The organism is Pseudomonas sp. PB101 (assembly GCF_009764265.1).
GTDB lineage: Bacteria > Pseudomonadota > Gammaproteobacteria > Pseudomonadales > Pseudomonadaceae > Aquipseudomonas.
Map to the genome: position 1 here is coordinate 48,444 of NZ_RWIR01000096.1, position 24,180 is coordinate 72,623.

General features: G+C 61.1%; 25 protein-coding genes and 1 pseudogene. 13 read left to right on the forward strand and 13 right to left on the reverse strand.

What is annotated here, in order from left to right; genetic code table 11:
- Window position 1: 1 nt before the first annotated feature.
- From rnk to cyaY, 3 genes are all read right to left on the reverse strand, one after another.
- Entirely contained in the window at window positions 2–412 is a 411-nt protein-coding gene (rnk, locus tag EI969_RS30050; protein ID WP_007980800.1) for a nucleoside diphosphate kinase regulator, read from the reverse strand.
- 153 nt (window positions 413–565) lie between these two features.
- Window positions 566–784 carry a DUF1289 domain-containing protein gene (locus EI969_RS30055; protein WP_160390880.1) on the reverse strand — a complete coding sequence of 73 codons (219 nt, stop codon included), beginning with the start codon at window positions 782–784 and terminating at the stop codon, window positions 566–568.
- 4 nt (window positions 785–788) lie between these two features.
- Window positions 789–1,121, reverse strand: coding sequence for an iron donor protein CyaY (cyaY, locus tag EI969_RS30060; RefSeq protein WP_007980802.1), 333 nt, complete (start codon window positions 1,119–1,121; stop codon window positions 789–791).
- A 315-nt stretch (window positions 1,122–1,436) separates the two neighbouring features.
- Here cyaY and EI969_RS30065 point away from each other — a divergent pair, with 315 nt between their 5' ends.
- The 6 genes from EI969_RS30065 to EI969_RS30090 are packed head-to-tail and all read left to right on the forward strand — an operon-like array spanning window position 1,437 to window position 6,062.
- The gene (locus EI969_RS30065; RefSeq protein WP_007980804.1) at window positions 1,437–1,613 is read left to right on the forward strand and encodes a lipoprotein; all 177 of its coding nucleotides are present in this window, start codon (window positions 1,437–1,439) and stop codon (window positions 1,611–1,613) included.
- Window positions 1,614–1,625: 12 nt separating this feature from the next.
- Window positions 1,626–2,873: a diaminopimelate decarboxylase gene (gene lysA, locus EI969_RS30070; RefSeq protein ID WP_160390881.1), complete on the forward strand. Its 1,248-nt coding sequence runs from the start codon at window positions 1,626–1,628 to the stop codon at window positions 2,871–2,873.
- A gap of 4 nt (window positions 2,874–2,877) precedes the next feature.
- Window positions 2,878–3,708 carry a diaminopimelate epimerase gene (gene dapF, locus EI969_RS30075; protein WP_160390882.1) on the forward strand — a complete coding sequence of 277 codons (831 nt, stop codon included), beginning with the start codon at window positions 2,878–2,880 and terminating at the stop codon, window positions 3,706–3,708.
- A 13-nt stretch (window positions 3,709–3,721) separates the two neighbouring features.
- A complete protein-coding gene (locus EI969_RS30080) occupies window positions 3,722–4,447 on the forward strand; it encodes a DUF484 family protein (RefSeq protein WP_007980809.1) in 726 nt (241 codons plus the stop codon).
- Window positions 4,448–4,449: 2 nt separating this feature from the next.
- The gene (xerC, locus tag EI969_RS30085) at window positions 4,450–5,349 is read left to right on the forward strand and encodes a tyrosine recombinase XerC (RefSeq protein ID WP_160390883.1); all 900 of its coding nucleotides are present in this window, start codon (window positions 4,450–4,452) and stop codon (window positions 5,347–5,349) included.
- Window positions 5,346–6,062 carry an HAD family hydrolase gene (locus EI969_RS30090; protein WP_160390884.1) on the forward strand — a complete coding sequence of 239 codons (717 nt, stop codon included), beginning with the start codon at window positions 5,346–5,348 and terminating at the stop codon, window positions 6,060–6,062. The genes xerC and EI969_RS30090 overlap by 4 nt, the downstream gene beginning before the upstream one ends.
- Before the next feature lie 171 nt (window positions 6,063–6,233).
- Here EI969_RS30090 and sutA read toward each other — a convergent pair whose 3' ends face one another.
- The 4 genes from sutA to glnK form a co-directional block, all read right to left on the reverse strand.
- Entirely contained in the window at window positions 6,234–6,557 is a 324-nt protein-coding gene (gene sutA / locus EI969_RS30095; RefSeq protein WP_008050867.1) for a transcriptional regulator SutA, read from the reverse strand.
- Window positions 6,558–6,658: 101 nt separating this feature from the next.
- The gene (locus EI969_RS30100; RefSeq protein WP_150724915.1) at window positions 6,659–7,084 is read right to left on the reverse strand and encodes a secondary thiamine-phosphate synthase enzyme YjbQ; all 426 of its coding nucleotides are present in this window, start codon (window positions 7,082–7,084) and stop codon (window positions 6,659–6,661) included.
- 213 nt (window positions 7,085–7,297) lie between these two features.
- Entirely contained in the window at window positions 7,298–8,635 is a 1,338-nt protein-coding gene (locus tag EI969_RS30105) for an ammonium transporter (RefSeq protein WP_160390885.1), read from the reverse strand.
- A gap of 35 nt (window positions 8,636–8,670) precedes the next feature.
- Window positions 8,671–9,009 carry a P-II family nitrogen regulator gene (glnK, locus tag EI969_RS30110; protein WP_002555808.1) on the reverse strand — a complete coding sequence of 113 codons (339 nt, stop codon included), beginning with the start codon at window positions 9,007–9,009 and terminating at the stop codon, window positions 8,671–8,673.
- A gap of 418 nt (window positions 9,010–9,427) precedes the next feature.
- On the opposite strand from glnK, the gene EI969_RS30115 reads away from it, so the two are divergent.
- The 4 genes from EI969_RS30115 (at window position 9,428) to EI969_RS30125 (ending at window position 12,570) form a co-directional block, all read left to right on the forward strand.
- Window positions 9,428–9,688: an accessory factor UbiK family protein gene (locus EI969_RS30115; RefSeq protein WP_008015521.1), complete on the forward strand. Its 261-nt coding sequence runs from the start codon at window positions 9,428–9,430 to the stop codon at window positions 9,686–9,688.
- Between the two features lie 410 nt (window positions 9,689–10,098).
- Window positions 10,099–10,623: a Bro-N domain-containing protein gene (locus EI969_RS30120; RefSeq protein WP_160390886.1), complete on the forward strand. Its 525-nt coding sequence runs from the start codon at window positions 10,099–10,101 to the stop codon at window positions 10,621–10,623.
- A gap of 108 nt (window positions 10,624–10,731) precedes the next feature.
- On the forward strand, window positions 10,732–10,902 hold the full coding sequence (locus tag EI969_RS30340) for a hypothetical protein (RefSeq protein WP_178120892.1): 171 nt from the start codon (window positions 10,732–10,734) through the stop codon (window positions 10,900–10,902).
- 174 nt (window positions 10,903–11,076) lie between these two features.
- A complete protein-coding gene (locus EI969_RS30125; RefSeq protein ID WP_160390887.1) occupies window positions 11,077–12,570 on the forward strand; it encodes a YifB family Mg chelatase-like AAA ATPase in 1,494 nt (497 codons plus the stop codon).
- A gap of 90 nt (window positions 12,571–12,660) precedes the next feature.
- Here the strand turns inward: EI969_RS30125 and EI969_RS31155 are convergent, their stop codons facing one another.
- The 3 genes and pseudogenes from EI969_RS31155 to EI969_RS30135 form a co-directional block, all read right to left on the reverse strand.
- Entirely contained in the window at window positions 12,661–13,521 is an 861-nt protein-coding gene (locus EI969_RS31155) for a methyl-accepting chemotaxis protein (RefSeq protein WP_371926051.1), read from the reverse strand.
- Window positions 13,522–13,563: 42 nt separating this feature from the next.
- Window positions 13,564–14,739, reverse strand: a pseudogene (locus EI969_RS31160) (Cache 3/Cache 2 fusion domain-containing protein); the annotation flags it as partial.
- A gap of 85 nt (window positions 14,740–14,824) precedes the next feature.
- Window positions 14,825–15,745 (reverse strand): LysR substrate-binding domain-containing protein, encoded by a 921-nt coding sequence (locus EI969_RS30135; protein ID WP_160390889.1) that lies wholly within the window; start codon window positions 15,743–15,745, stop codon window positions 14,825–14,827.
- A 159-nt stretch (window positions 15,746–15,904) separates the two neighbouring features.
- Between EI969_RS30135 and EI969_RS30140 the strand changes: the two genes are divergently transcribed.
- Window positions 15,905–17,299 carry a NorM family multidrug efflux MATE transporter gene (locus tag EI969_RS30140; RefSeq protein ID WP_160390890.1) on the forward strand — a complete coding sequence of 465 codons (1,395 nt, stop codon included), beginning with the start codon at window positions 15,905–15,907 and terminating at the stop codon, window positions 17,297–17,299.
- Between the two features lie 45 nt (window positions 17,300–17,344).
- On the opposite strand, the gene EI969_RS30145 is transcribed toward EI969_RS30140, so the two are convergent.
- Window positions 17,345–19,018 (reverse strand): bifunctional diguanylate cyclase/phosphodiesterase, encoded by a 1,674-nt coding sequence (locus EI969_RS30145; protein WP_160390891.1) that lies wholly within the window; start codon window positions 19,016–19,018, stop codon window positions 17,345–17,347.
- A gap of 264 nt (window positions 19,019–19,282) precedes the next feature.
- Between EI969_RS30145 and rep the strand changes: the two genes are divergently transcribed.
- Window positions 19,283–21,292 carry a DNA helicase Rep gene (gene rep, locus EI969_RS30150; protein ID WP_160390892.1) on the forward strand — a complete coding sequence of 670 codons (2,010 nt, stop codon included), beginning with the start codon at window positions 19,283–19,285 and terminating at the stop codon, window positions 21,290–21,292.
- A gap of 57 nt (window positions 21,293–21,349) precedes the next feature.
- Window positions 21,350–21,922 (forward strand): xanthine phosphoribosyltransferase, encoded by a 573-nt coding sequence (locus tag EI969_RS30155; RefSeq protein WP_008022089.1) that lies wholly within the window; start codon window positions 21,350–21,352, stop codon window positions 21,920–21,922.
- Between the two features lie 114 nt (window positions 21,923–22,036).
- Here EI969_RS30155 and EI969_RS30160 read toward each other — a convergent pair whose 3' ends face one another.
- Entirely contained in the window at window positions 22,037–23,974 is a 1,938-nt protein-coding gene (locus EI969_RS30160; protein ID WP_160390893.1) for an acetyl-CoA hydrolase/transferase family protein, read from the reverse strand.
- Window positions 23,975–24,081: 107 nt separating this feature from the next.
- On the reverse strand, window positions 24,082–24,180 hold a 99-nt coding region (locus tag EI969_RS30165), incomplete at its 5' end, for an IS3 family transposase (protein WP_151214274.1).

The following is a 24,180-nucleotide window of genomic DNA, read 5'->3' on the forward strand; positions in this document are numbered from 1 at the left end:
GTCACTCGGGGAACGCGCCGCCATTGGCCGGCTGCGATTCGACTTCCAGCAGCGTCAGTTTCAGGGTCTTGCCGCCCGGAGCCGGCCAGTCGATATGCTGGCCAACCTTCAGGCCGAGCAACGCGCTGCCCACCGGTGCCAGGATCGAGACCTTGCCTTCGTCGGCATTCGCATCCTTGGGGTACACCAGGGTCAGGTGGTAGTCCTTGCCACTGCCTTCTTCGCGGCAATGCACGCGGGAATTCATGGTCACGACATCCGCCGGCACTTCATCGTGACCGACCACTGTATCGGCGCGATCCAGCTCGGTTTGCAACGCGATAACGCCCGGCAACGTGTCGTCCAGGCTGTCGATCAGGCGCTCCAGGCGCTGGACGTCCAGACGGGTAAGGGTGATGGAAGGTGCGGTCATGATCTGGGCAGACTCCTTTCTTCTGCACGAAAAAAGCAAAACCCCGCCAGAAAAAGGCGGGGTTTTCATAAACCTCGATGGGTTGAGGCGTTTCCGGACACTATCACAGCTCAAAAAATATACAAGCTGGGCGATACAGCTTCCGCGCGGCCTTTATGCCAAGGATTTGCGGTGAGCAGCCTCGGCGCAAATCACCCGTCGGCGCTGATCATCGGCCGAGCGCCATTCGCGGATGTCTTCGACATGGCGAAAGCAGCCCAGGCAGACTTTCTGCTCGTCCAGCCGGCATACACCGCTGCACGGCGACGGCACTGCGGGGCTGACATTGCTGTATAGCGGCTTTGGCGCACGGACCGGAACGGGTTGAGTCACAGACTTACAGACCTTCGAAATCCAGTTCGACACCGGCCTGTTGCTGGACGATGCGCTCAAGCATTTCACCCAGTTGCTCTTCACTCTTGTCGCACATCCAGCGCTCGCTTTCTTCGTCGTAGTCGAAGTGGAAACCACCGGACACCGCCGCCAGCCACAGCTGACGCAGCGGTTCCTGGCGACTGAAGATCAACTGGCTGCCGTTCTCGAACTTGACGGTCAGCACACCGGCCGAGCTTTCGAGGTCGATGTCCAGGTCGCTGTCGTCAAAGATGTCCTCCAGGGTTTGCTGGGTGGCATCGACCAGGTCGTGGAAACGCGCTTCGGACAAACTCATTACGGCAACCTCAAAAAGTGTCTGATCAGGCTCAAGCGCCGCAAGATACGACCGAGCCCCGTCGATTGCAAAGGATAACGACCAAGGACCGTAATCAACAGGCCTGGCACTGCAACTGTGTGGGCTTGCCCGCGATGGGGCCGGCACATTCAACATCATTGTCGACTGAACCACCGCTATCGCGGGCAAGCCCGCTCCCACAGGGTTCGATGTGCTTGCGGCCAACCCCCGCCGGACGGGCGGTCCGTTGCATAGGCAAGCTGCCGGGTGGCCGGTATACTCTGGCGCAATTAATGCATTTTCAAGGATTTCGCCATGAAGCGCCTGATCTCTTCCCTTGCTGCGCTCCTCGCGGTTGCCTGCCTTGTGTCGGCCTGCGGTCAAAAAGGCCCGCTGTACCTGCCCGATGAAGACCAGGACCCTGTCGAGCAAGCCAAGTCGTCGCAGCAACAGCCTGCCTCCAAAGCACACAAGCACGACGTCTACCAATAATAAGGGAACCTCATGGACGCTTTTAACTACCGTGACGGTGAACTGTTCGCGGAAGGTGTTGCCCTGTCTGCCATCGCCGAGCGCTTTGGTACACCCACCTACGTTTACTCCCGTGCACACATCGAAGCCCAGTACCTGGCTTACGCCGATGCACTGGCCGGCACGCCGCACCTGGTGTGCTTCGCGGTCAAGGCCAACTCCAACCTGGGCGTACTGAATGTCCTGGCGCGTCTGGGCGCCGGTTTCGACATCGTCTCCCGTGGCGAGCTGGAACGTGTACTGGCCGCTGGCGGCAGCGCCGACAAGATCGTGTTCTCCGGTGTCGGCAAGACCCGTGACGACATGCGTCGCGCCCTGGAAGTCGGCGTGCACTGCTTCAACGTCGAATCCACCGACGAGCTGGAACGCCTGCAAGTAGTCGCCGCCGAACTGGGCGTTCGCGCGCCGATTTCGCTGCGTGTGAACCCGGACGTCGATGCCGGCACCCACCCGTACATTTCTACCGGTCTCAAAGAGAACAAGTTCGGCATCGCCATCGCCGACGCCGAAGACGTTTACGTGCGCGCCGCGCAGCTGCCGAACCTGGAAGTGGTCGGCGTCGATTGCCACATCGGTTCGCAACTGACCACCCTTCCACCGTTCATTGACGCCCTCGACCGCCTGCTGGGCCTGATCGACCGCCTCGGCGATTGCGGCATCTACCTGCGCCACATCGATCTCGGTGGCGGACTGGGCGTGCGTTACAAGGACGAGGAGCCGCCACTGGCTGCCGACTACATCAAGGCCGTGCGCGAGCGTCTCGACGGTCGTGACCTGGCGCTGGTGTTCGAGCCGGGCCGCTTCATCGTGGCCAACGCCGGCGTACTGCTGACGCAGGTCGAATACCTCAAGCACACCGAGCACAAAGACTTCGCCATCGTCGACGCCGCCATGAACGATCTGATCCGCCCGGCGCTGTACCAGGCCTGGATGGACGTCACGGCCGTGCGCCCGCGCCAATCCGCGGCCCGCGCCTACGACATCGTCGGCCCGATCTGCGAGACCGGCGATTTCCTGGCCAAGGATCGTCAGCTGGCGCTGGAAGAAGGCGACCTGCTGGCCGTGCATTCGGCCGGTGCCTACGGGTTTGTCATGAGTTCCAACTACAACACCCGCGGTCGTACCGCCGAAGTGTTGGTGGACGGTGATCAGGCATTTGAAGTGCGTCGCCGTGAAACGGTAGCCGAGTTGTTTGCTGGCGAAAGCCTGCTGCCGGAGTAAAACCATGCTGCTGCGTTTTACCAAGATGCACGGCCTGGGCAATGACTTCATGGTCCTCGACCTGGTCAGCCAGCACGCGCACATCCTGCCCAAGCATGCCAAGCAATGGGGCGACCGGCATACCGGCATCGGTTTCGACCAGTTGCTGATCGTCGAAGCGCCGAGCAACCCGGACGTGGACTTCCGCTACCGGATCTTCAACTCCGACGGTTCCGAAGTGGAGCAGTGCGGCAATGGTGCACGCTGCTTCGCCCGTTTTGTGCTCGACAAGCGCCTGACCGCAAAACGCCTGATCCGCGTCGAAACCAAAAGCGGCATCATCGAGCTCGACGTGCGTAACGACGGCCAGATCGGCGTCAACATGGGCGCCCCGCGCCTGGTGCCAGCGGATATTCCATTCCAGGCGCCAGAGCAGGCCACCAGTTATCAGGTCGACGTCGACGGCACCCCGGTCGATCTGGCCGCCGTGTCCATGGGCAACCCCCATGCCGTGCTGCGGGTCAGCGACATCAACAATGCGCCGGTGCATGAACTGGGCCCGAAAATCGAACATCACCCGCGCTTCCCGGCACGGGTCAATGTCGGCTTTCTCCAGGTCATCGACCGGAGCCGCGCGCAATTGCGCGTCTGGGAGCGTGGAGCCGGGGAAACCCAGGCTTGCGGAACCGGCGCCTGTGCCGCCGCAGTGGCCGCGATCAGCCAGGGGTGGATGGATTCGCCCCTATTGATCGACCTGCCTGGCGGGCGCTTGTCCATCGAATGGGCAGGCCCTGGCCACCCGGTGATGATGACCGGCCCGGCAGTGCGTGTATACGAAGGACAAGTGCGTCTTTGAGTGAGCGAAACCCATGACCGACAAGCCTCAGGTACCCGCACGACAAGCTGACGAATCACCGTCCGAAAGCCTGGAGGCGGCGGCTGTTGCCGCGTACCTGGAGGCTCACCCGGACTTTTTCGTCGAGCACGAAGAACTGCTGCCGTCCCTGCGTATTCCCCATCGGCGCGGCGACACCGTGTCGCTGGTGGAGCGTCAGATGACCATCCTGCGCGACCGCAACATCGAGTTGCGCCACCGTCTTTCTCACTTGATGGACGTGGCCCGGGACAACGACCGGCTGTTCGAAAAGACCCGTCGCCTGATCCTGGCGCTGATGGATGCCGCCAGCCTGGAAGACGTGGTGATGTGCGTCGAAGACAGCCTGCGCCAGGAGTTCCAGGTACCCTTCGTCAGCCTTATCCTGCTGGGTGACAACGCCATGCCGGTCGGCCGCTGGGCCACTCACGCCGAGGCACAGGTGGCCATCGGCGGCTTGCTCTCGGAAGACAAAAGCGTCAGCGGCAGCCTGCGTGAGCATGAACTGGACTTCCTGTTCGGCGAGGAGCAGCGCAAGCAGATCGGCTCCACCGCAGTCGTTGCCATCAGCCATCAGGGCATTCACGGCATCCTGGCCATCGCCAGCCGCGACCCTCAGCACTACAAAAGCTCGGTGGGCACCCTGTTCCTGAGCTACATCGCCGAAGTCATGGGCCGCGTGCTGCCACGGGTCAACAACTCCCTGCGCTCGGTACGCTGAACATGGAACGGCAACTGGACGCTTACTGCGAACACCTGCGCAGTGAGCGACAGGTGTCGCCGCACACGCTGTCGGCCTACCGCCGCGACCTCGATAAAGTACTGGGCTGGTGCATCAAACAGAACATCGGCAGCTGGGCGGCGCTGGACATCCAGCGCCTGCGCAGCCTGATTGCCCGCCTGCATGCCCAGGGTCAGTCATCGCGCAGTCTGGCGCGATTGCTGTCCGCCGTTCGCGGGCTTTATCACTACCTGAACCGCGAAGGCCTGTGCGACCACGATCCGGCCAATGGCCTGGCGCCGCCGAAAGGTGAACGTCGCCTGCCGAAAACCCTGGACACCGACCGCGCCCTGCAACTATTAGAGGGCGGCGTTGAAGACGACTTTCTGGCACGTCGAGACCAGGCGATTCTGGAATTGTTCTACTCCTCCGGACTGCGGCTATCGGAGCTGACGGGGCTCAATCTCGATCAGCTCGACCTCGCCGACGGCATGGTCCAGGTGCTCGGCAAAGGCAGCAAGACCCGCGTGCTGCCGGTAGGAAAAAAAGCCCGCGAAGCGCTGGAGCAGTGGCTGCCACTGCGAGCCATGGCCAACCCGGCGGACGATGCGGTGTTTGTCAGCCAACAGGGTCGACGTCTCGGACCGCGAGCGATCCAGGTGCGGGTCAAGGCTGCCGGCGAGCGCGAACTGGGGCAAAACCTCCACCCGCACATGCTGCGGCACTCCTTTGCCAGCCATTTGCTGGAATCCTCCCAGGATCTGCGCGCGGTGCAGGAGTTGCTCGGGCACTCGGACATCAAGACCACGCAGATCTACACCCACCTGGACTTCCAGCACCTGGCCACGGTCTACGACAGCGCCCACCCACGGGCCAAACGCATGAAAGGCGACGATTCATGAGCATTCAGTTGATCACCTTCGACCTCGACGACACCCTGTGGGACACCGCCCCCGTCATCGTCAGCGCCGAAGCCGTTTTGCGTGCATGGCTGACCGAGCACGCGCCCAATCTGGGGGCTGTGCCGGTAGAACATTTGTGGGCCATCCGCGAACGCATCCTGAGCATCGAGCCGAACCTCAAGCACCGCATCAGCGCCCTGCGCCGGCGCGTGTTGTTCCAGGCTCTGGAAGAAGCCGGTTACCCCCACGCACAAGCGTCAGACCTGGCCGACCAGAGCTTCGAAGTGTTTCTGCATGCCCGACATCAGCTGGAAATCTTCCCGGAGGTGCAACCGACCCTGGAAGCGCTGGCCAACCATTACGCCCTGGGCGTAGTCACCAACGGCAACGCTGACGTGCGGCGGCTGGGGCTGGCGGATTACTTCAAGTTTGCGTTGTGCGCCGAAGACATCGGCATCGCCAAACCCGATGCACGACTGTTTCATGAGGCGTTGCAACGGGGTGGTGCAACCGCCGAAACCGCGGTGCACATCGGCGATCATCCGGGCGACGACATTGCCGGGGCACAGCAGGCGGGGCTGCGTGCAATCTGGTTCAACCCGGCGGGCAAGACCTGGGAAGCGGAGCGCTTGCCGGATGCCGAGATCCGCAGCCTGACCGAGTTGCCGGCGTTGTTGGCGCGGTGGAATAGCGGCGCAACATCGAATCTGTAGGAGCCGGCTTGCTGGCGAATGCGTTTTATCATTCAACAATAATGTTGGCTGACTTGTCGCCATCGCCAGCAAGCCGGCTCCTACAGAGATTGCGTCAGGCCTGAGGGTTTTGTTTCAGGCATGAAAAAGCCCGCAGCGACGGCGGGCTTTTTCAGCAAGCGGGCAACAGGCTCAGATAGGCCGGCTGCCATACTTGTTGTCAGGCTTCTTGGGAGGATCGGCGACCACATTGGCCTCCACTTCCTGCACCTTGCCACCCTTCGCCAAAAACTCCTCCATGGCCCGCGCGAGAGCATCGCGTTCCTTGTTCTTGGCTTCGACACTCGGCAGCTCATCGACCGATACCGCTGCCTTGGCCTTGCCTTTGGCGGTCGGAACCGGCGCATCACCGCCGTCGTCTTCAGCGACGTCTTCCGCCGCTGCTTCCAGACCTTCTTCGGTTTCGTCGTCGTCGCCTACTTCGAGGTCGTCGTTTTCCAGATCATCGTCGCTCATGTTCTACCTCATGACTTGCGAAAAGCAGATTAGTTATAGCCCAGCTTTGCCCTCTGTCGAAGGCTGCCGGAAAAAAATCAACAGCCGCTGCTGACCAGCGGCTATGCCTCTTCACCGTGCACGGTGGCGAGGACTTTACGGGCACCGCCATGATCACGGTGCTCGCCCAGATAAACGCCTTGCCAGGTCCCCAACGCCAGCCGGCCTGCCGCAATCGGCAAACTGAGCTGACAGCCAAGCACGCTGGCCTTGAAGTGCGCCGGGAGGTCGTCCAGGCCTTCGTCGTTATGCTCATAGCCGTCTGTTCCTTGTGGGATCAGACGATTGAAAAACCGTTCGAAGTCGCGACGTACCGCCGGATCGGCGTTCTCGTTGATGGTCAACGACGCCGAGGTATGCTGCAGCCACAAATGCAACAGACCGACCCGACACGCCTTGAGTTCAGGCAGGCCGGCGAGTAACTCGTCCGTTACCAGATGAAAGCCCCGGGGCCTCGCCCGCAAGGTAATCAGAGTCTGTTGCCACATACAGTTCTCCGCACGTTCGGGGCGCATTCTAGCGCGCTCTGGGAAAAAACAAAGGCCCTAATATTCCTTCAATCCTGTAAGCCTTCGACGGCACAAAAACACCCGACGTAAACATCGTAAAACCTGTAGGAAAAAACCTTTCAGCTCAGCCTTCAATGACAAATTTCAGACAAAAAAATGCCCGGCAAGCCGGGCAGTTTTTTATGCGCGTGCTTACAAGTTGTAGCCGCGTTCGTTGTGAAGCGCCAGATCGATGCCGACCGCTTCTTCTTCTTCGTTGATGCGCAGCCCCATGACCATATCCAGCACCTTGAGGATGATGTACGTAGCGATCGCGGTGTAGATCACCGTGAAGCCGACGCCTTTGCACTGAATCCATACCTGTGCGCCGATGTCGGTCACGGTGCCGAAGCCACCCAGGGACGGCGCGGCGAACACACCGGTCAGGATCGCGCCGAGGATACCGCCGATACCGTGCACGCCGAAGGCATCCAGGGAGTCGTCATAGCCGAGCTTGCGTTTCAGGGTGGTGGCGCAGAAGAAGCACACCACGCCAGCCGCCAGACCGATCACCAGAGCGCCCATCGGGCCTACGGTGCCGGCCGCCGGAGTGATGGCGACCAGACCTGCAACCACACCCGATGCGATGCCCAGTGCGCTTGGTTTGCCGTGGGTGACCCACTCGGCAAACATCCAGCCCAGTGCCGCAGCGGCGGTAGCGATTTGCGTTACCAGCATCGCCATGCCGGCGGTGCCGTTGGCCGCAGCGGCGGAACCGGCGTTGAAGCCGAACCAGCCGACCCACAGCATGGCCGCGCCCATCAGGGTATAACCAAGGTTATGCGGGGCCATCGGCGTGGTCGGAAAGCCTTTGCGCTTGCCCAGTACCAGGCAGGCAACCAGACCGGCCACACCGGCGTTGATGTGCACCACGGTGCCGCCAGCGAAATCGAGCACGCCCCAATCCCACATCAGGCCGCCGTTACCCGACCAGACCATGTGTGCAATCGGTGCATAAACCAGGGTGAACCAGATGCCCATGAAGACCAGCATCGCGGAGAACTTCATCCGCTCGGCGAAGGCGCCGACGATCAACGCCGGGGTAATGATGGCGAAGGTCATCTGGAAGGTGACGAACACTGCCTCAGGGAACAGCGCCGCAGGACCGGTCAGGCTGGCTGGCGTGATGCCGGCGAGGAACGCCTTGCCCATGCCGCCGAAGAACGAGTTGAAGTTGACGACGCCCTGCTCCATGCCCGTGGTGTCGAACGCGATGCTGTAGCCATAGATGACCCACAGGACGCTGATCAGACCGGTAATGGCGAAGCACTGCATCATCACGGAAAGAATGTTTTTCGACCGAACCATGCCGCCGTAGAACAGCGCGAGGCCGGGAATGGTCATGAACAGCACCAAGGCTGTCGAGGTCAACATCCAGGCGGTGTCGCCGGAGTTGAGGACTGGAGCCGCCACTTCGTCTGCCGCCAAAGCAAGGCTGGGCATTACGATAGACAACAGGGCTCCTAGCCCTGCGAATTTACGCAGAGTCATATTGTTTTCTCCTGGGGCGTTGGGTTTGTGGCGGCTTAGATTGCGTCGGTATCGGTTTCGCCGGTACGGATGCGAATCGCCTGTTCCAGATTGACCACGAAGATCTTGCCGTCACCGATCTTGCCGGTGTTGGCAGCCTTGGTGATGGCCTCGATTACCCGGTCCAGATCCTTGTCGTCGATGGCGACGTCGATCTTCACCTTGGGCAGGAAATCGACCACGTACTCCGCGCCGCGATACAGCTCGGTGTGACCCTTCTGCCGACCAAAGCCTTTGACTTCAGTGACGGTAATGCCCTGCACGCCGATCTCGGACAGCGACTCGCGTACGTCGTCCAGCTTGAACGGCTTGATGATGGCAGTGACTAGCTTCATGAAAACTCTCTCCCGAATTGGTGGACTTGCCCCAGGAAAACAAACCCGTCTCAAGTCTAAGCGCAGTGCCTGGCTTTGTAACGCATCGTCGGCCTTACCTGCCCGTCCGACGCCAGCTAACCGCTCCTGCGAAACACTCCCCGCGTTCCGCCTGGCGCACTGCATTCGTCACAGCGACTGCATCAGTGCATGGGTCACCTGCATCTAAGCAGAAAGCTTGCCATGTCCACAAAACTGACTGTTTTCAAGTGTTTACCGGATGATGGTGGAGACATCGCAACAACACCCTGCACGTTACGCACAACAACGGTGCGACACCGTCCGTCTCCATGCGCGAAAAGCGTGCACCTCCCGCCTGCGAAAATGACTATAGACACTGCGTGGTACACTGCCCGCCATTGTTTCCAGGACATTGCCCATGCTCGCGCCAAAAGACTTCCTCGACGCCCTGACCGGCACCGCCTCCCGCCTCTTCAGTGGCGACACTCCTCTGCCGAAAGCCGAAATCGAAAGCCAGTTCAAAATGTTGCTGCAAAGCGGCTTCAGCAAACTGGATCTGGTGAGTCGGGAAGAGTTCGATAGCCAGATGGTTGTGTTGGCGCGCACGCGGGCAAGGCTGGAGAGCCTTGAGGCGAAGGTGGCGGAGCTGGAAGCGAAGCTGAATCCACCCGCCGAGTAACCCCCAATCCCTGTGGGAGCGGGCTTGCCCGCGATTGAAGGTCGACACGACCTTCAGCTTTTCCCGTAGGAGCTGCCGCAGGCGATCTTCTGATCTCAAGCCCCGCAAAAATCCCGGCAACGTCCTACAAACATCACACCGCCGTCCGATTGCGTCGCTAAGTATCCGGTCTCTAAGCTCATCCCCCTGCTGAATGTTCAGCACTGGGTTTGGCGACCCGGAAGCTTAAGGCGTACGACTACTATCCGAAGGCGGTATTTACTCCGCCACATCGAGTCATGGCGGTTGTGCGTGGGAGATCTTCGGGTCTGCCGGGTTCCTTTTGCTCCGGTTCGCCAACCCGCGTACAACTGCCACCCAATTGTTTGGCGACAATTACTGGCAGCCCTTAAGCAAAAGGAGCTGTATCAATGAATAGCGATGATGCTTACCTGGTCCCTCACGTCTTCATCCGCCACAAACTCCACCTCCATGCACTTCTCCTGCAAAACCAACCCTGGTTCAGTGCCCGCGACCTCGGCCGCCTCCTGCGCCTCTACCTCGACGAACGCGCCGTCCGAAAACTCGACCCCGACCAACGCCAAACCGTAAAAATGCTCATCCACGGCAGCATCGAAAACACCCTGCTGATCAGCGAATCCGGCGCCTATGCCATGCTCGTCTACCACTACTGCCCCGAATACAGAGCCCTGCGCGAATGGCTCACCCACGAAGTCGTCCCCGCCCTGCGAGACGCCCAATACCCCACCACAATCGAGCGCCCGCAACTAAGCCTGCTCAATTGGCCGGAAATGTCGTTGAGCCTGCTGCACTGGAACAACCAGCCGTGGATTCGGCTGCAGGATGTGCCGCAGATGATGAGAGAGCGGGCGCAGGCAACACGCCCGGTAGAACCGTGGTGGAAGCGGGCTTCACGGGTCTTGCAGTCGCTTTGAGCATTTAACGTTCAACCACGCTCAATCCAGGCTGCGCGCAATTCGTAGGTCGATTGCAGACACAGCCAGAAATCGTATCGATCTCACTCCCAGGCACAGGAGGTGTCCATGATTCACAGAAAGCGAAAAGCCAAGCTTTTACTCATCATTCAATATCATGCTGAAGCACTTCGGCTAGGCGGCAAGATTTCAGCCAATCAACAACGATTTCTTGATGTCGCTGCGTCTCACGGCAAAGACCTTGAGCCTCCGGGCTTGCTTGCCGGTAAAAGAGCCTGAAACTGTCTACCGAAGAACCGCCTGAATGGCGGTTTTTTTCTGCCCGCCCGTCCGGCGATAGCTCGCAACATCCTGCGATAGTTCACCTTCCCTCCCGCCACGCAAAATCCCCATCCCCTGACTACCCTTGAAAAACCCGCAGGAAGCGGCCCCCGTTTAGCTCAAGGAACGACCATGTCCCTCTCCATCGTCCACAGCCGCGCCCAGGTCGGCGTGGAGGCGCCTCCCGTTACCGTTGAAGTCCATCTGGCCAATGGTTTGCCGTCGCTAACCATGGTTGGGTTGCCCGAGGCGGCTGTAAAGGAAAGCAAGGATCGGGTGCGCAGTGCGATCATCAATTCCGGGCTGCAGTTTCCGGCACGACGGATCACCTTGAATCTGGCACCAGCGGATTTGCCCAAGGATGGCGGGCGGTTCGATCTGGCGATTGCCCTGGGGATTCTCTCGGCCAGCGTGCAGGTGCCGACCCTGACACTGGATGATGTGGAGTGCCTGGGGGAGCTGGCGCTGTCAGGTGCGGTGCGGGCGGTTCGAGGGGTGTTGCCGGCAGCATTGGCGGCACGCAAGGCCGGGCGCTGGCTGATGGTGCCGCGGGCGAATGCGGAAGAAGCGTGCCTGGCGTCGGGACTGAAAGTGATTGCTGTCGACCATTTGCTGGAGGCCGTCGCGCACTTCAATGGGCATACACCGATCGAGCCTTATGCGTCCGATGGACTGATCTGCGCCAGCAAACCCTATCCCGATCTGAATGAAGTGCAGGGGCAGCTTGCGGCCAAGCGTGCGTTGCTGATTGCGGCAGCAGGCGCTCACAACCTGCTGTTGAGTGGACCTCCAGGGACCGGAAAAACCTTGTTGGCGAGTCGTTTGCCCGGATTGCTGCCGCCGCTGAGCGAAAGCGAGGCGCTGGAAGTGGCGGCGATTCAATCGGTCACCAGCTGTGTACCTTTGCGCCACTGGCCACAACGCCCTTTTCGCCAGCCCCATCACTCTGCCTCCGGCCCCGCTTTGGTGGGTGGCGGCTCGAAACCGCAACCGGGTGAAATTACCCTCGCCCACCACGGCGTGTTGTTTCTTGACGAGCTTCCCGAGTTTGAACGCAGAGTCTTGGAAGTCCTGAGGGAGCCAATGGAATCGGGGCATATCGTGATCTCCCGAGCAAAGGATCGCGTGCGTTTTCCGGCGCGTTTTCAATTGGTGGCGGCAATGAATCCGTGCCCCTGTGGATATCTTGGCGAGCCGAGCGGACGCTGTTCCTGCACGCCGGACATGGTGCAGCGTTATCGCAACAAACTCTCGGGGCCGCTGCTTGATCGCATCGACCTGCATCTGACCGTCGCCCGGGAAGCCACGGCGTTGAATCCGGCGACGAAGCCAGGAGAGGACAGTGCGAGCGCTGCGAAGCGGGTTGCCGAGGCACGTGAACGCCAGCAGAAACGTCAGGGCTGTGCCAATGCGTTTCTGGATTTGCCGGGGCTGCGTCGGCACTGCAAGTTATCCACAGTCGATGAGCACTGGCTTGAATCCGCCTGTGAACGATTGACCCTTTCACTGCGTTCGGCGCACCGTTTGCTCAAGGTGGCGCGAACGCTGGCGGATCTGGAACAGGTTGATGCGATCAGCCGGGAGCATCTGGCGGAGGCGTTGCAGTATCGGCCTGCGACTCAATAAGTGCTGAAGACAGTTGCTCCCACAGGTTCTGCGTCGTTCAAAAATCCTGTGGGAGCGTGGCTTGCCCGCGATGGCGATTTCAGCGGCACATCAACGAAAGCGATCAACCTCTGAACGCAAGTCCGCCGCCAATGATTCCAACTCTTTCGCAGTCACCGCGAGATTGGAAACCACCTCCCGCTGCTCACTGTTGGCCAGCGCAATACTTTGCAGATTGCTGCTGAGCAAGGTCGCGGTGCTGCTTTGCTCCTGCGTTGCGGTGGTGATCGCCGCGAACTGCTGACCGGCCGAACGACTTTGCTCGTCAATCCGCGCCAGCGCCGAAGCCACGTTGGCATTGCGCGACAGCCCTTCCTGCATCAGCACATTGCCCTGCTCCATGGTGCTGATAGCGTTGCCGGTTTCCTGCTGGATGCTCTGGATCATGCCGGAAATTTCGTTCGTGGCCTCGCGGGTACGGGATGCCAGGTTGCGAACCTCATCGGCCACCACCGCAAATCCCCTGCCCTGCTCGCCAGCACGCGCCGCTTCGATGGCGGCGTTGAGCGCCAGCAGATTGGTCTGTTCGGCAATCGAGGTGATCACGCCGACGATGCCACCGATTTCCTGGGAGCGCTGACCCAGGGTATTGATCACCGTCGCGGTGCTGTTCAACGCACCGGCGATTTGCTCGAGCGACGAGGACGCTTCGTCCATCGAGGTACGACCGATTCGGGTTTGCTCGGCATTTTCCTGAGCCAGGCGCTGGGTGCTGCCCATGTTGTCGGCAATGTTCAGGGAGGTTGCGCTGAACTCCTCCACGGCGCCGGCCATGCTGGTGATTTCGCCGGACTGCTGCTCCATCCCCTCGTAGGCGCCGCCAGACAGACCGGACAACGCCTGGGCACGGCTGTTGACCTCTGCCGAAGCCTTGCGAATGTGCTCAACCATCGTCGACAAGGCCTGGCTCATCTGGTTGAACGCGCGGGCCAACTGGCCGATCTCGTCGTTGCTCGACACGCTCAGGCGCACACTCAAATCGCCGGCACCCAAAGCTTCGGCCTGACGTACCAGATCACCCAAGGGCGCCAGTTTGCTGCGCAGCAACCAGACGGCCGAACCCACCGCCAGCAACATGGCGAGCAAGCTGCCGATGGCCAACTGCAGACCGACGCTCCAGGTCACCGCGCGAATTTCGCTTTTCGGCATGCTCGCCACCACCGACCACGGTCCCCCTTCGAACGGCACGGTCAGGCTGTAGAAGTCTTCGCCCCTATCGCTCCAGAACTCACCCTGGCCCGGGGTTTTCGCCAGGTTGGCGATGGTCGGGACGGCCTGATCCAGTGCCTGGACACCGGCGATGGGCACCAGCCATTTGTTTTGCTCGTCGAGCAGTGCCAGGGAGCCGGTCTGGCCGATGCGGAAGCGCTTGAGGTTGTCGAATTGCGCGTTCTGCGCTTCGGTGTAATCGAACCCCACGAACAGCACCGCAATGACTTTGCCGCTGTTATCGCGCACCGGCGTGTACTGCGTCATGTAGGAACGTTCGAACAACAGCGCACGGCCCACGTAGCTTTGCCCTGCCATCAGGCGCGCGTAGGCCGGATGAGCATGATCGAGCAGCGTGCCGATGGCGCGATTGCCGTCCTGCTTGGTCAGCGAGGTGCTGACCCGGATGAAGTCCTCGCCACTGCGCACGAATACCGTGGCGACACCGGCGGTCATTTGCTTGAACTCGTCGACTTCGTTGAAGTTGTTGTTCAGCACCTCACTGCCCAGATGCAGACCCGGTGTCTGCACGCCGCCCACGGTGACCGGTTCATCCGGGTGCACGCTCAGGCCCGCGCTGAAACGCTTTTCAAACAACCCGCTCAGGCGCTGAGTGCTTTCACGCAAGGTGCCGTGGAAGGTGCTCAACTGATCGGCCAGCAATCGGGCTTCGCTGGCCAGATGCTCCTCACGGGTCGCGAGGTTGGCCGAGTCCAGCGAACGCAGAGCGAACAGGGTACTGCCGCTGATGACGATCGCCAGTATCACGGCGAGCGCGAGTCCCAGTTGAGAGGCGATGCGGGCGCGAGGTTGAGACATGACAGCTCCTGGCCGAGTGAGCGGATCATCCTGATCGCGACGCAGACTCGGCAAAATTTCCGGTAGTAGGGGGAAAACGATGGACCTGAACGAAGGTTCCATTTGCCAATATTCGGCGGCAAACGGGAATACTTGAGTGGTTCACCGGGAGATAACCTGAAGCCGTCATTGCGGCGGCTTCATCGTTTCAGCTCAAGTGCACGACATCCGGCAACTCCATGGATCGGACTTCGTTTTGCAGAAAGTCGCTGAGCCGGCGCATGCGCTCGCCGCCGGGCCGGGTTTTCGGCCACACCAGGTAATAACACAAGCCGCTGGCCACCGCGGTCGGCCACGGCAGGCTCAAGCGTCCCTGGGCCACGTCCTCCGCGACCATCAGCAGATCACCCATGGACACGCCATAGCCCCGGGCAGCGGCAATCATGCCCAGCTCCAGGGTATCGAACACCTGGCCGCCCTTGAGCGACACCTGTTCGGCCAGACCCATGCGCTCCAGCCAGTTGCGCCAGTCACGCCGGTCCGGCGTCGGGTGCAGCAACTCGGTATGGGTCAGGCGTTCGACATCCCAGGGCTGGTCATCCCGCAGGTTGGGCGCACCGACCGGGATCAATTCCTCGGGGAACAGGTAGCTCGCCTCCCAGTCCGGAGGGAAATGGCCGTTACCCAGGAGCACGGCGCAGTCGAACGGCTCGTCGTTGAAATCCACCGAGTCGACGTCCATCCACGCACTGGTCAATTGCACTTCGTTGCCGGGCTGCAAGTGGCGGAAGCGACTGAGGCGCGCCAGCAACCAGCGCATGGTCAGGGTCGACGGGGCTTTCATGCGCAGGATGTCGTCTTCGGCGCGCAAGGTATTGCAGGCGCGCTCCAGGGCGGTGAAGCCTTCGCGAATGCCCGGCAGCAGCAAGCGCGCCGATTCGGTCAGTTGCAGGTTGCGGCCACTGCGATGAAACAAGCGGCAGGCAAAATGCTCTTCGAGCGTACGAATATGCCGGCTGACCGCACTCTGGGTAATCGACAACTCTTCGGCCGCCCGGGTGAACGAGCTGTGCCGCGCCGCCGCTTCGAATGCGCGCAGGGCATACAAGGGAGGAAGACGACGTGACATTCGGAAAGCTCCTATAGCGGGATTCGGCAACCCTATCAGAAAGTTGCCAAGCATGAGTTTTAATCATGCAACCCATCCTTTTTATCCCTTTGTGCATTCCCCGCAAAGCGCCGAGAATCGGTGCTTTCCTGTTTCCTTTGATAATCGAGCGTGATGACCATGCAGCATCCAGCACGTACTGAACTCTGGGCCATCCTGCGGCTGGCGGGGCCGCTGATTGCCTCGCAGTTGGCGCACATGCTGATGGTCCTCACCGACACCCTGATGATGGCGCGCCTGAGCCCCGAAGCGCTGGCCGGTGGCGGGCTCGGTGCGGCGACCTATTCGTTCGTGTCGATTTTCTGCATCGGCGTGATCGCGGCGGTCGGTACCCTGGTGGCGATCCGTCAGGGTGCCGGCGATATCGTCGGGGCTACTCGGTTGACCCAGGCCGGGTTGTGGCTGGCATGGCTGATGGCGCTGGTCGCCGGTTTGCTGCTGTGGAACCTCAAACCGGTGCTGCTGCTGTTCGGCCAGACCGAGAGCAACGTCCAGATGGCCGGGCAGTTCTTGATCTTCCTGCCGTTCGCCCTGCCCGGCTACCTGAGCTTCATGGCCCTGCGCGGATTCACCAGCGCCATTGGCCGGGCGACGCCGGTGATGGTCATCAGTGTGGGCGGCACGGTCGCCAATTTCTTGCTCAACTATGCGTTGATCACCGGCATGTTCGGCCTGCCGAAGCTGGGGCTGATGGGGATCGGGCTCGTGACTGCGATTGTCGCCAACCTCATGGCGCTTGCGCTGGCGTGGCACATTCGGCGGCATCCTGCCTATGAGGCCTATCCGCTGCGTCAGGGCCTGTCGCGGCTCAACCGGCAGTATCTGAAGGAGCTGTGGCGCCTGGGCCTGCCGATTGGCGGCACCTATGCGGTGGAAGTCGGGCTGTTTGCCTTCGCCGCGCTGTGCATGGGCACCATGGGCAGCACGCAGCTGGGCGCACACCAGATCGCCCTGCAAATCGTCTCGGTGGCGTTCATGGTTCCGGCGGGTATCTCCTACGCGATCACCATGCGCATCGGCCAGCACTACGGTGCCGGGCAACTGCTGGATGCGCGCCTGGCCGGGCGGGTTGGCATTGCCTTCGGAGCGGCGGCGATGCTGTGTTTCGCCATGGTCTTCTGGCTGCTGCCGAACCAGTTGGTCGGTTTGTTTCTCGATCACAACGACCCGGCGTTCCGGGATGTCATCAACCTGGCGGTGAGCCTGTTGGCGGTGGCGGCATGGTTCGAGCTGTTCGACGGCGTGCAAACCATTGCCATGGGCTGCATTCGCGGGCTCAAGGATGCCAAGACCACTTTCCTGGTCGGCCTGGGCTGCTATTGGCTGATCGGCGCTCCGGCGGCGTGGTGGATGGCTTTCCACCTGGACTGGGGGCCGACGGGCGTGTGGTGGGGCCTGGCGCTGGGGCTGGCGTGCGCGGCGGTGAGCCTGACCCTGGGGTTTGAGTGGAAGATGAAGGGGATGATTCGGCGCGAGCCGGTGTCACAACGATTCGAGGCAGTTCAGGCAGAGTGAGATCCCCTGTGGGAGCGGGCTCTGTGGCGAGGGGGCTTGTGCGCCTTAGCTGACGATTTCCAGCATCGGCTGCTCGCCGGAGCCAAACGTCAGATACTCCACCAACTCGGCCAGCGGCAATGGCTTACTGATCAAATATCCCTGCACTTGATCGCATTCAAACCCGCGCAGCAGATCCAGTTGCTCCGGCGTTTCCACACCTTCGGCGACCACCTCGAGGTTGAGGTTGTGCGCGAGGTTGATCATCGCGTGGACCAGTTTGCGGTTTTCCTCACGCTGTTCCATGCCGCCGACGAAGCTCTTGTCGATCTTCAGCAAGGTGATCGGCAGGCTGTTGAGGTGCACGAACGACGAGAAGCCGGTACCGAAGTCATCGAGGGAGAAGCGCACACCGAGGCGCCCCAGGGCGTCCATGGTCTGCTTGACCAGGTCGCTGCGGCGCATGACCGCGGTTTCGGTCAGCTCGAACTCCAGCCACTGCGCCTCGACGCCGCGCTCGGCGATCAGGCGGCTCAGGGTCGACAGCAACTGACTGTCCTGGAACTGCCGGAACGACAGGTTGATCGCCATGTGCAACGGCGGCAAACCCAGCTCAAGCAGCGCCTGCATGTCGCGCAAGGCCCGGGAGATCACCCAGTAGCCCAGCGGCACGATCAGGCCGCTCTGCTCGGCCAGCGGCACGAACTCGCTCGGCGGCAACAAGCCGCGCTCGGCATGGCGCCAGCGCACCAAGGCTTCGAGGCCGACGATCTGCCCGTCCTCAAGGTTCAGGCGTGGCTGGTAATGCAGTTCCAACTCGTCGCGACGCAACGCCCGGCGCAGCTCGGTTTCGAGGTCGGCGATGCTGCGGGCATTGCGGTTGATGCGCTCGTTGAAAATGTGAAAGGTGCAGCCTTGGGTGCTTTTGGCCTGCTGCATGGCGATATGCGCGTGCCACATCAGCGGGTCCGCGCCGGCCTGGGCCCGGGCGTGGGCGATGCCCAGGCTGGAACCGATCAGCAGGCTTTCGCCATCGACCCAATAAGGCTCGGCGAGCGCTTCGCTGATGCGCTCGGCCATCCACTCGGCACGCTGGGGTGCACGGCGGGTGTCGATCAGCAGCGCGAATTCATCACTACCCAGGCGTGCCAGTTGATCGCCGGCCTCGAGCTGGCTCTTGAGCCGCGCCACCACCTGCAGGATCAGACGGTCACCGGCCTGATGGCCAAGGGCGTCGTTGGCGTAACGGAAATTGTCGAGGTCGAGATGACCGAGGGCCAGGCCACGACCGTCGTTTTCCGCCAGTCGGGCTGTCAGCAGGGTCTGGAAGCCCTGGCGGTTGGCGATGCCAGTCAACGGATCCTGTTCGGCCAGGCGTTGCAGGGTGTTTTCCAGGACGCCACGCTCGCGCACATGGCGCAGGCAACGGCGCAGCATGCCGGGGTCGAGATGGTCACGCACCAGCCAGTCACTTACGCCGTCGGGCGGGGTCAGTGGCTCATGGTCGAGCAGCAACACCGTCGGCAGGCTGCAACGGCCCGGCGCCGGTTGAAGTTGCGGGATGGTCAATAACACCGCGCTGCGGTTGTCATCGAACAGGCTGCTGACCGACTCCCAACTCGGCGCGCTGATGAGCACAACCGAGCTCCCCATCGGAGCCAGACACTCGCGCAACAACGCTGCCCACGCTGGCTCTTCGGCCAGTAGCAGCAAACGCAAGGGTTCGACAGGCGTAGACAAGCTAGCTCCCTAGACTCTGCAAAGATGTAGGCGACGGGCATTATGCCGTTCCGATGACCAATGACAATGACATCAGTGAGCAAAACCAGCCCTTTGTATCCGGAATTACGAACATTAGCCGCAAATTCGTTGCGCATCCTGCGTGAAAGTAACAAAACCGGCAATTACAGATAGCGTGGTACGTCACAAGTCGGACAGAGCAGCACAATTCGCTGAGCCTGTTAAAATGCCGGCCCATTTCGTGACTGAATCCTGAATTTACGTATGTCCCGACTCAATCCCCGGCAGCAAGAAGCCGTGAACTACGTCGGCGGCCCTCTATTGGTGCTCGCCGGTGCAGGCTCCGGCAAGACCAGCGTGATCACGCGCAAAATCGCGCACCTGATCCAGAACTGCGGCATCCGCGCCCAGTACATCGTCGCCATGACCTTCACCAACAAGGCCGCCCGCGAAATGAAGGAACGGGTCGGCACCCTGCTGCGTGCCGGTGAAGGTCGCGGGCTGACGGTCTGCACCTTCCACAACCTGGGCCTGAACATCATCCGCAAGGAGCACGTGCGGCTGGGCTACAAACCGGGCTTCTCGATCTTCGACGAGACCGACGTCAAGGCCCTGATGACCGACATCATGCAGAAGGAATATTCGGGCGACGACGGTGTCGACGAGATCAAGAACATGATCGGCGCCTGGAAAAACGACCTGATCCTGCCGGCCCAGGCCCTGGAAAACGCGCGCAACCCCAAGGAACAGACCGCCGCCATCGTCTACACCCACTATCAGCGCACGCTCAAGGCGTTCAACGCGGTGGACTTCGACGACCTGATCCTGCTGCCAGTGAAGCTCTTCGAAGAGCACGCCGACATCCTCGAAAAGTGGCAGAACAAGGTGCGTTACCTGCTGGTCGATGAATACCAGGACACCAACGCCAGCCAGTACCTGCTGGTGAAAATGCTCATCGGCAAACGCAACCAGTTCACCGTGGTGGGTGACGATGACCAGTCGATCTACGCCTGGCGCGGCGCCCGCCCGGAAAACCTGATGCTGCTCAAGGACGACTACCCGTCCTTGAAAGTGGTGATGCTGGAGCAGAACTACCGCTCCACCAGCCGCATCCTGCGCTGCGCCAACGTGTTGATCTCGAACAACCCGCACGAATTCGAAAAGCAGCTGTGGAGTGAAATGGGCCACGGCGACGAGATCCGCGTGATCCGCTGCCGCAATGAAGACGCAGAAGCCGAGCGCGTGGCCATGGAAATCCTCAGCCTGCACTTGCGCACCGACCGCCCCTACAGCGATTTCGCGATCCTCTATCGCGGCAACTACCAGGCCAAGCTGATCGAGCTGAAGTTGCAGCATCACCAAGTGCCGTATCGCCTGTCCGGCGGCAACAGCTTCTTCGGGCGCCAGGAAGTGAAAGACCTGATGGCCTACTTCCGCCTGATCGTGAACCCGGACGACGACAACGCCTTCCTGCGCGTCATCAACGTGCCGCGCCGTGAGATCGGCTCGACCACGCTGGAAAAACTCGGCAACTATGCAACCGAGCGCAAGATCTCGATGTACGCCGCCACCGACGAAATCGGCCTGGGCGAGCATCTGGACAGCCGCTTCACCGATCGCCTGTCGCGCTTCAAGCGTTTCATGGACAGGGTTCGCGAGCAGTGCGCCGGCGAAGACCCGATCTCGGCCCTGCGCAGCATGGTCATGGATATCGACTACGAAAACTGGCTGCGCACCAACAGTTCCAGCGACAAGGCCGCCGACTACCGCATGGGCAACGTCTGGTTCCTGATCGAGGCGTTGAAAAACACCCTGGAGAAAGACGAAGAAGGCGAGATGACCGTCGAGGACGCCATCGGCAAACTCGTCCTGCGTGACATGCTTGAGCGTCAGCAGGAAGAGGAAGACGGCGCCGAAGGCGTGCAGATGATGACCTTGCACGCCTCCAAGGGCCTGGAATTCCCCTACGTGTTCATCATGGGCATGGAAGAGGAAATCCTCCCGCACCGCTCCAGTATCGAAGCCGACACCATCGAAGAAGAACGTCGCCTGGCCTATGTGGGCATTACCCGCGCCCGCCAGACCCTGGCCTTCACCTTCGCGGCCAAGCGCAAGCAGTACGGCGAAATCATCGATTGCGCGCCGAGCCGCTTCCTCGATGAGCTGCCACCGGACGATCTGGCCTGGGAAGGCAACGACGACACGCCGCCCGAAGTCAAAGCGGTTCGCGGCAACACAGCATTGGCAGATATACGCGCGATGTTAAAGCGCTAGAATTGACCACTTTTTTAAAACCTTAGGGCGCACAAGGCGCCAACAGAGGACAGCTTCATGGAAGCCCTGCACCAGAAAATCCGCGAACAAGGCATCGTGCTTTCCGACCAGGTCCTGAAGGTCGACGCCTTCCTGAACCACCAGATCGACCCGGCCCTGATGAAGCTGATCGGCGACGAATTCGCCACGCTGTTCAAGGATTCGGGCATCACCAAGATCGTCACCATCGAAGCCTCGGGCATCGCGCCTGCGATCATGACCGGTCTGAACCTGGGTGTGCCGGTGATTTTCGCCCGCAAGCATCAGTCCCTGACCCTGACCGAGAACCTGCTGTCGGCGACCGTCTACTCGTTCACCAAGCAGACCGAAAGCACCGTGGCGATCTCCCCGCGTCACCTGACCAGCAGCGACCGCGTGCTGATCATCGACGACTTTTTGGCCAACGGTAAGGCGTCCCAGGCGCTGATTTCGATCATCAAGCAGGCCGGCGCTACCGTTGCCGGTCTGGGCATCGTGATCGAGAAGTCGTTCCAGGGTGGCCGTGCGGAGCTGGATTCGCAGGGGTATCGCGTAGAGTCGCTGGCTCGCGTGAAATCGCTGGCCGGCGGTGTCGTGACCTTCATCGAATAAATCAGCTGCAATATAGAACCTGTGGGAGCGGGCTTGCCCGCGATGAGGCCATATCATTCAACATAAACGTTGGCTGATATATCGCCATCGCGGGCAAGCCCGCTCCCACAGGGATCACTTGCGTTGCTGAGCTTGTGCGGTTGCCTTTAGGCCACTGAGCAACAACCGCTGGTACAAATCCTCCTTCAGCCCTTCCGGCTTGCTCAACTGCATGCGTTGCAGATGCTCGGGAAACGCCGCAGGCTCCGGTGCATCCAGCGCTGCCTTGCCCAACTCCAGCACCTCGCTCAGCTTGAACTTGCTCTTGAGCCAGTTCAGCGCCCGCAACACATCCCGCTCCACTTCGGTGAAATCACAGCCCAGCGGATACTCCGGAAACAAATTCGGATGCCGGGCCTGAATCGCCTGCAATCGTTGTGGACTGTTCTCGGTAAAGCGCGGATCGAGACGGAAATCCTTCGGCAGTTTGCCGACTTTCTGCGCCTGCTCGATCAGCCCCTGCTGAAAACGCGAGTCGCTGATATTGAGCAGCGCCTCGATCACCGCCGCATCGGTTTTGCCACGAAGATCGGCAATGCCGTATTCGGTGACCACGATGTCCCGCAGGTGCCGGGGGATTGTGCAGTGCCCGTACTCCCAGACGATGTTCGAGCTGACGTCGCCTGCGGACTCGCGCCAGCTGCGCAGCAGCAACACCGAGCGCGCGCCTTGCAGCGCATGGCCCTGAGCCACGAAGTTGTACTGCCCGCCGACACCGCTGAGCACACGACCGTCTTCGAGTTGATCCGCCACCGCGGCACCGAGCAAGGTCACGGTGAACGCGGTATTGATGAACCGCGCATCAAGACGCTGCAAGCGCTTGAGCTCTTCCTGGCCATAAAGCTCGTTGATGTAGCTGATACGGGTCATGTTGAATTCGAGCCGCTTGCTTTGCGGCAGCTCGCGCAGGCGATCGTAGAAACTGCGCGGCCCGAGAAAAAAGCCGCCATGCACCGAGATGCCGTCGGTTTGCGCGGCTTCGTCGAGGGTTCCGGCATTGGCCTGCTGTTGGGTCGTCACGTCCGGGTAAACCTTGCGCCGCACGATCCCGGCATCCGCCAGTACCAGCAAGCCGTTGACGAACATTTCGCTGCAGCCATACAGGCCTTTGGCGAAGGGTTCGATGCCGCCTTCGCGCTCGATCAATTGCGCCCACTGGCTGAGGTTCACCTCGGCCAGCAATGCCTTGTAAGCGTCGCTGTCGGCTTGCCGCGCCAGCAGCGCCGCCGTCAGCGCATCGCCCATGGAACCGATGCCGATCTGCAAGGTGCCGCCATCGCGTACCAGGGTGCTGGCATGCAAGCCGATGAAATGGTCCTGGAACCCGACCGGCATGTTCGGTGTGGAGAACAGCGTGGTGTTGTCCTTCTGGTCGATCAGCAGGTCGAACGTGCCGATGCCCAGCTCCGCATCGCCAGGCATGTACGGCAGATCGTTGTGCACCTGGCCGACCATCAGGATGGTTTCTCCGGCGGCGCGGCGCCTGGCGATCATCGGCATCAGGTCGAGGGTGATGTCCGGGTTGCAGCTGAGGCTCAAGCGGTCGGGATGCTCGGCATGGCTGGCGACCAACTGCGCGACCAGGTTCAACCCGGCGGCATTGATGTCCCGGGCTGCATGGCTGTAGTTGCTGCTGACGTAATCCTGCTGCGCCGTGGCACTGTTGAGCAGGCTGCCGGGCTGCATGAAAAACTGCTGGATGTGGATGTTGCCCGGCAGTTGATCGCGACGCAGGTCGGCGAGGAAATCCAGCTCGGGATAATCGCCGAACACCCGTTCTACAAAGGGTTCGAGGAAGCGCTTTTGCAAGCCGTCACCCAAGGGTGGCCGGCCCAGGCACAGCGCGGTGTAGATTGTCAGGCGCCGCTCGGGCAGCTGCGCAACACGCCGGTAGAGCGCATTGACGAAGGGGTTGGGTTTACCCAGCCCCAAGGGCAGCCCCATGTGAATGTGGTCCGGCAACCGCGCCAGGACGTCATCGACCGCCTGCTCGATAGAACACAACTGCACCATCGCTTGCTCCCTCACGTTCCATGACTTGGGCTTGGACCGAGCTTGCCGGGTCTTTGCTGCAATGAACAGCCTATAAAAACTGGACTGACCCCAAAATGTTGGACGGTCTACTGCCACATGCCCACTGACTGAGTCCTGTATTCCACAGGACTCAGTCCGCCGAGCTTTGATTTGATCCGATCATGATTGTAGTAACTGATGTACTC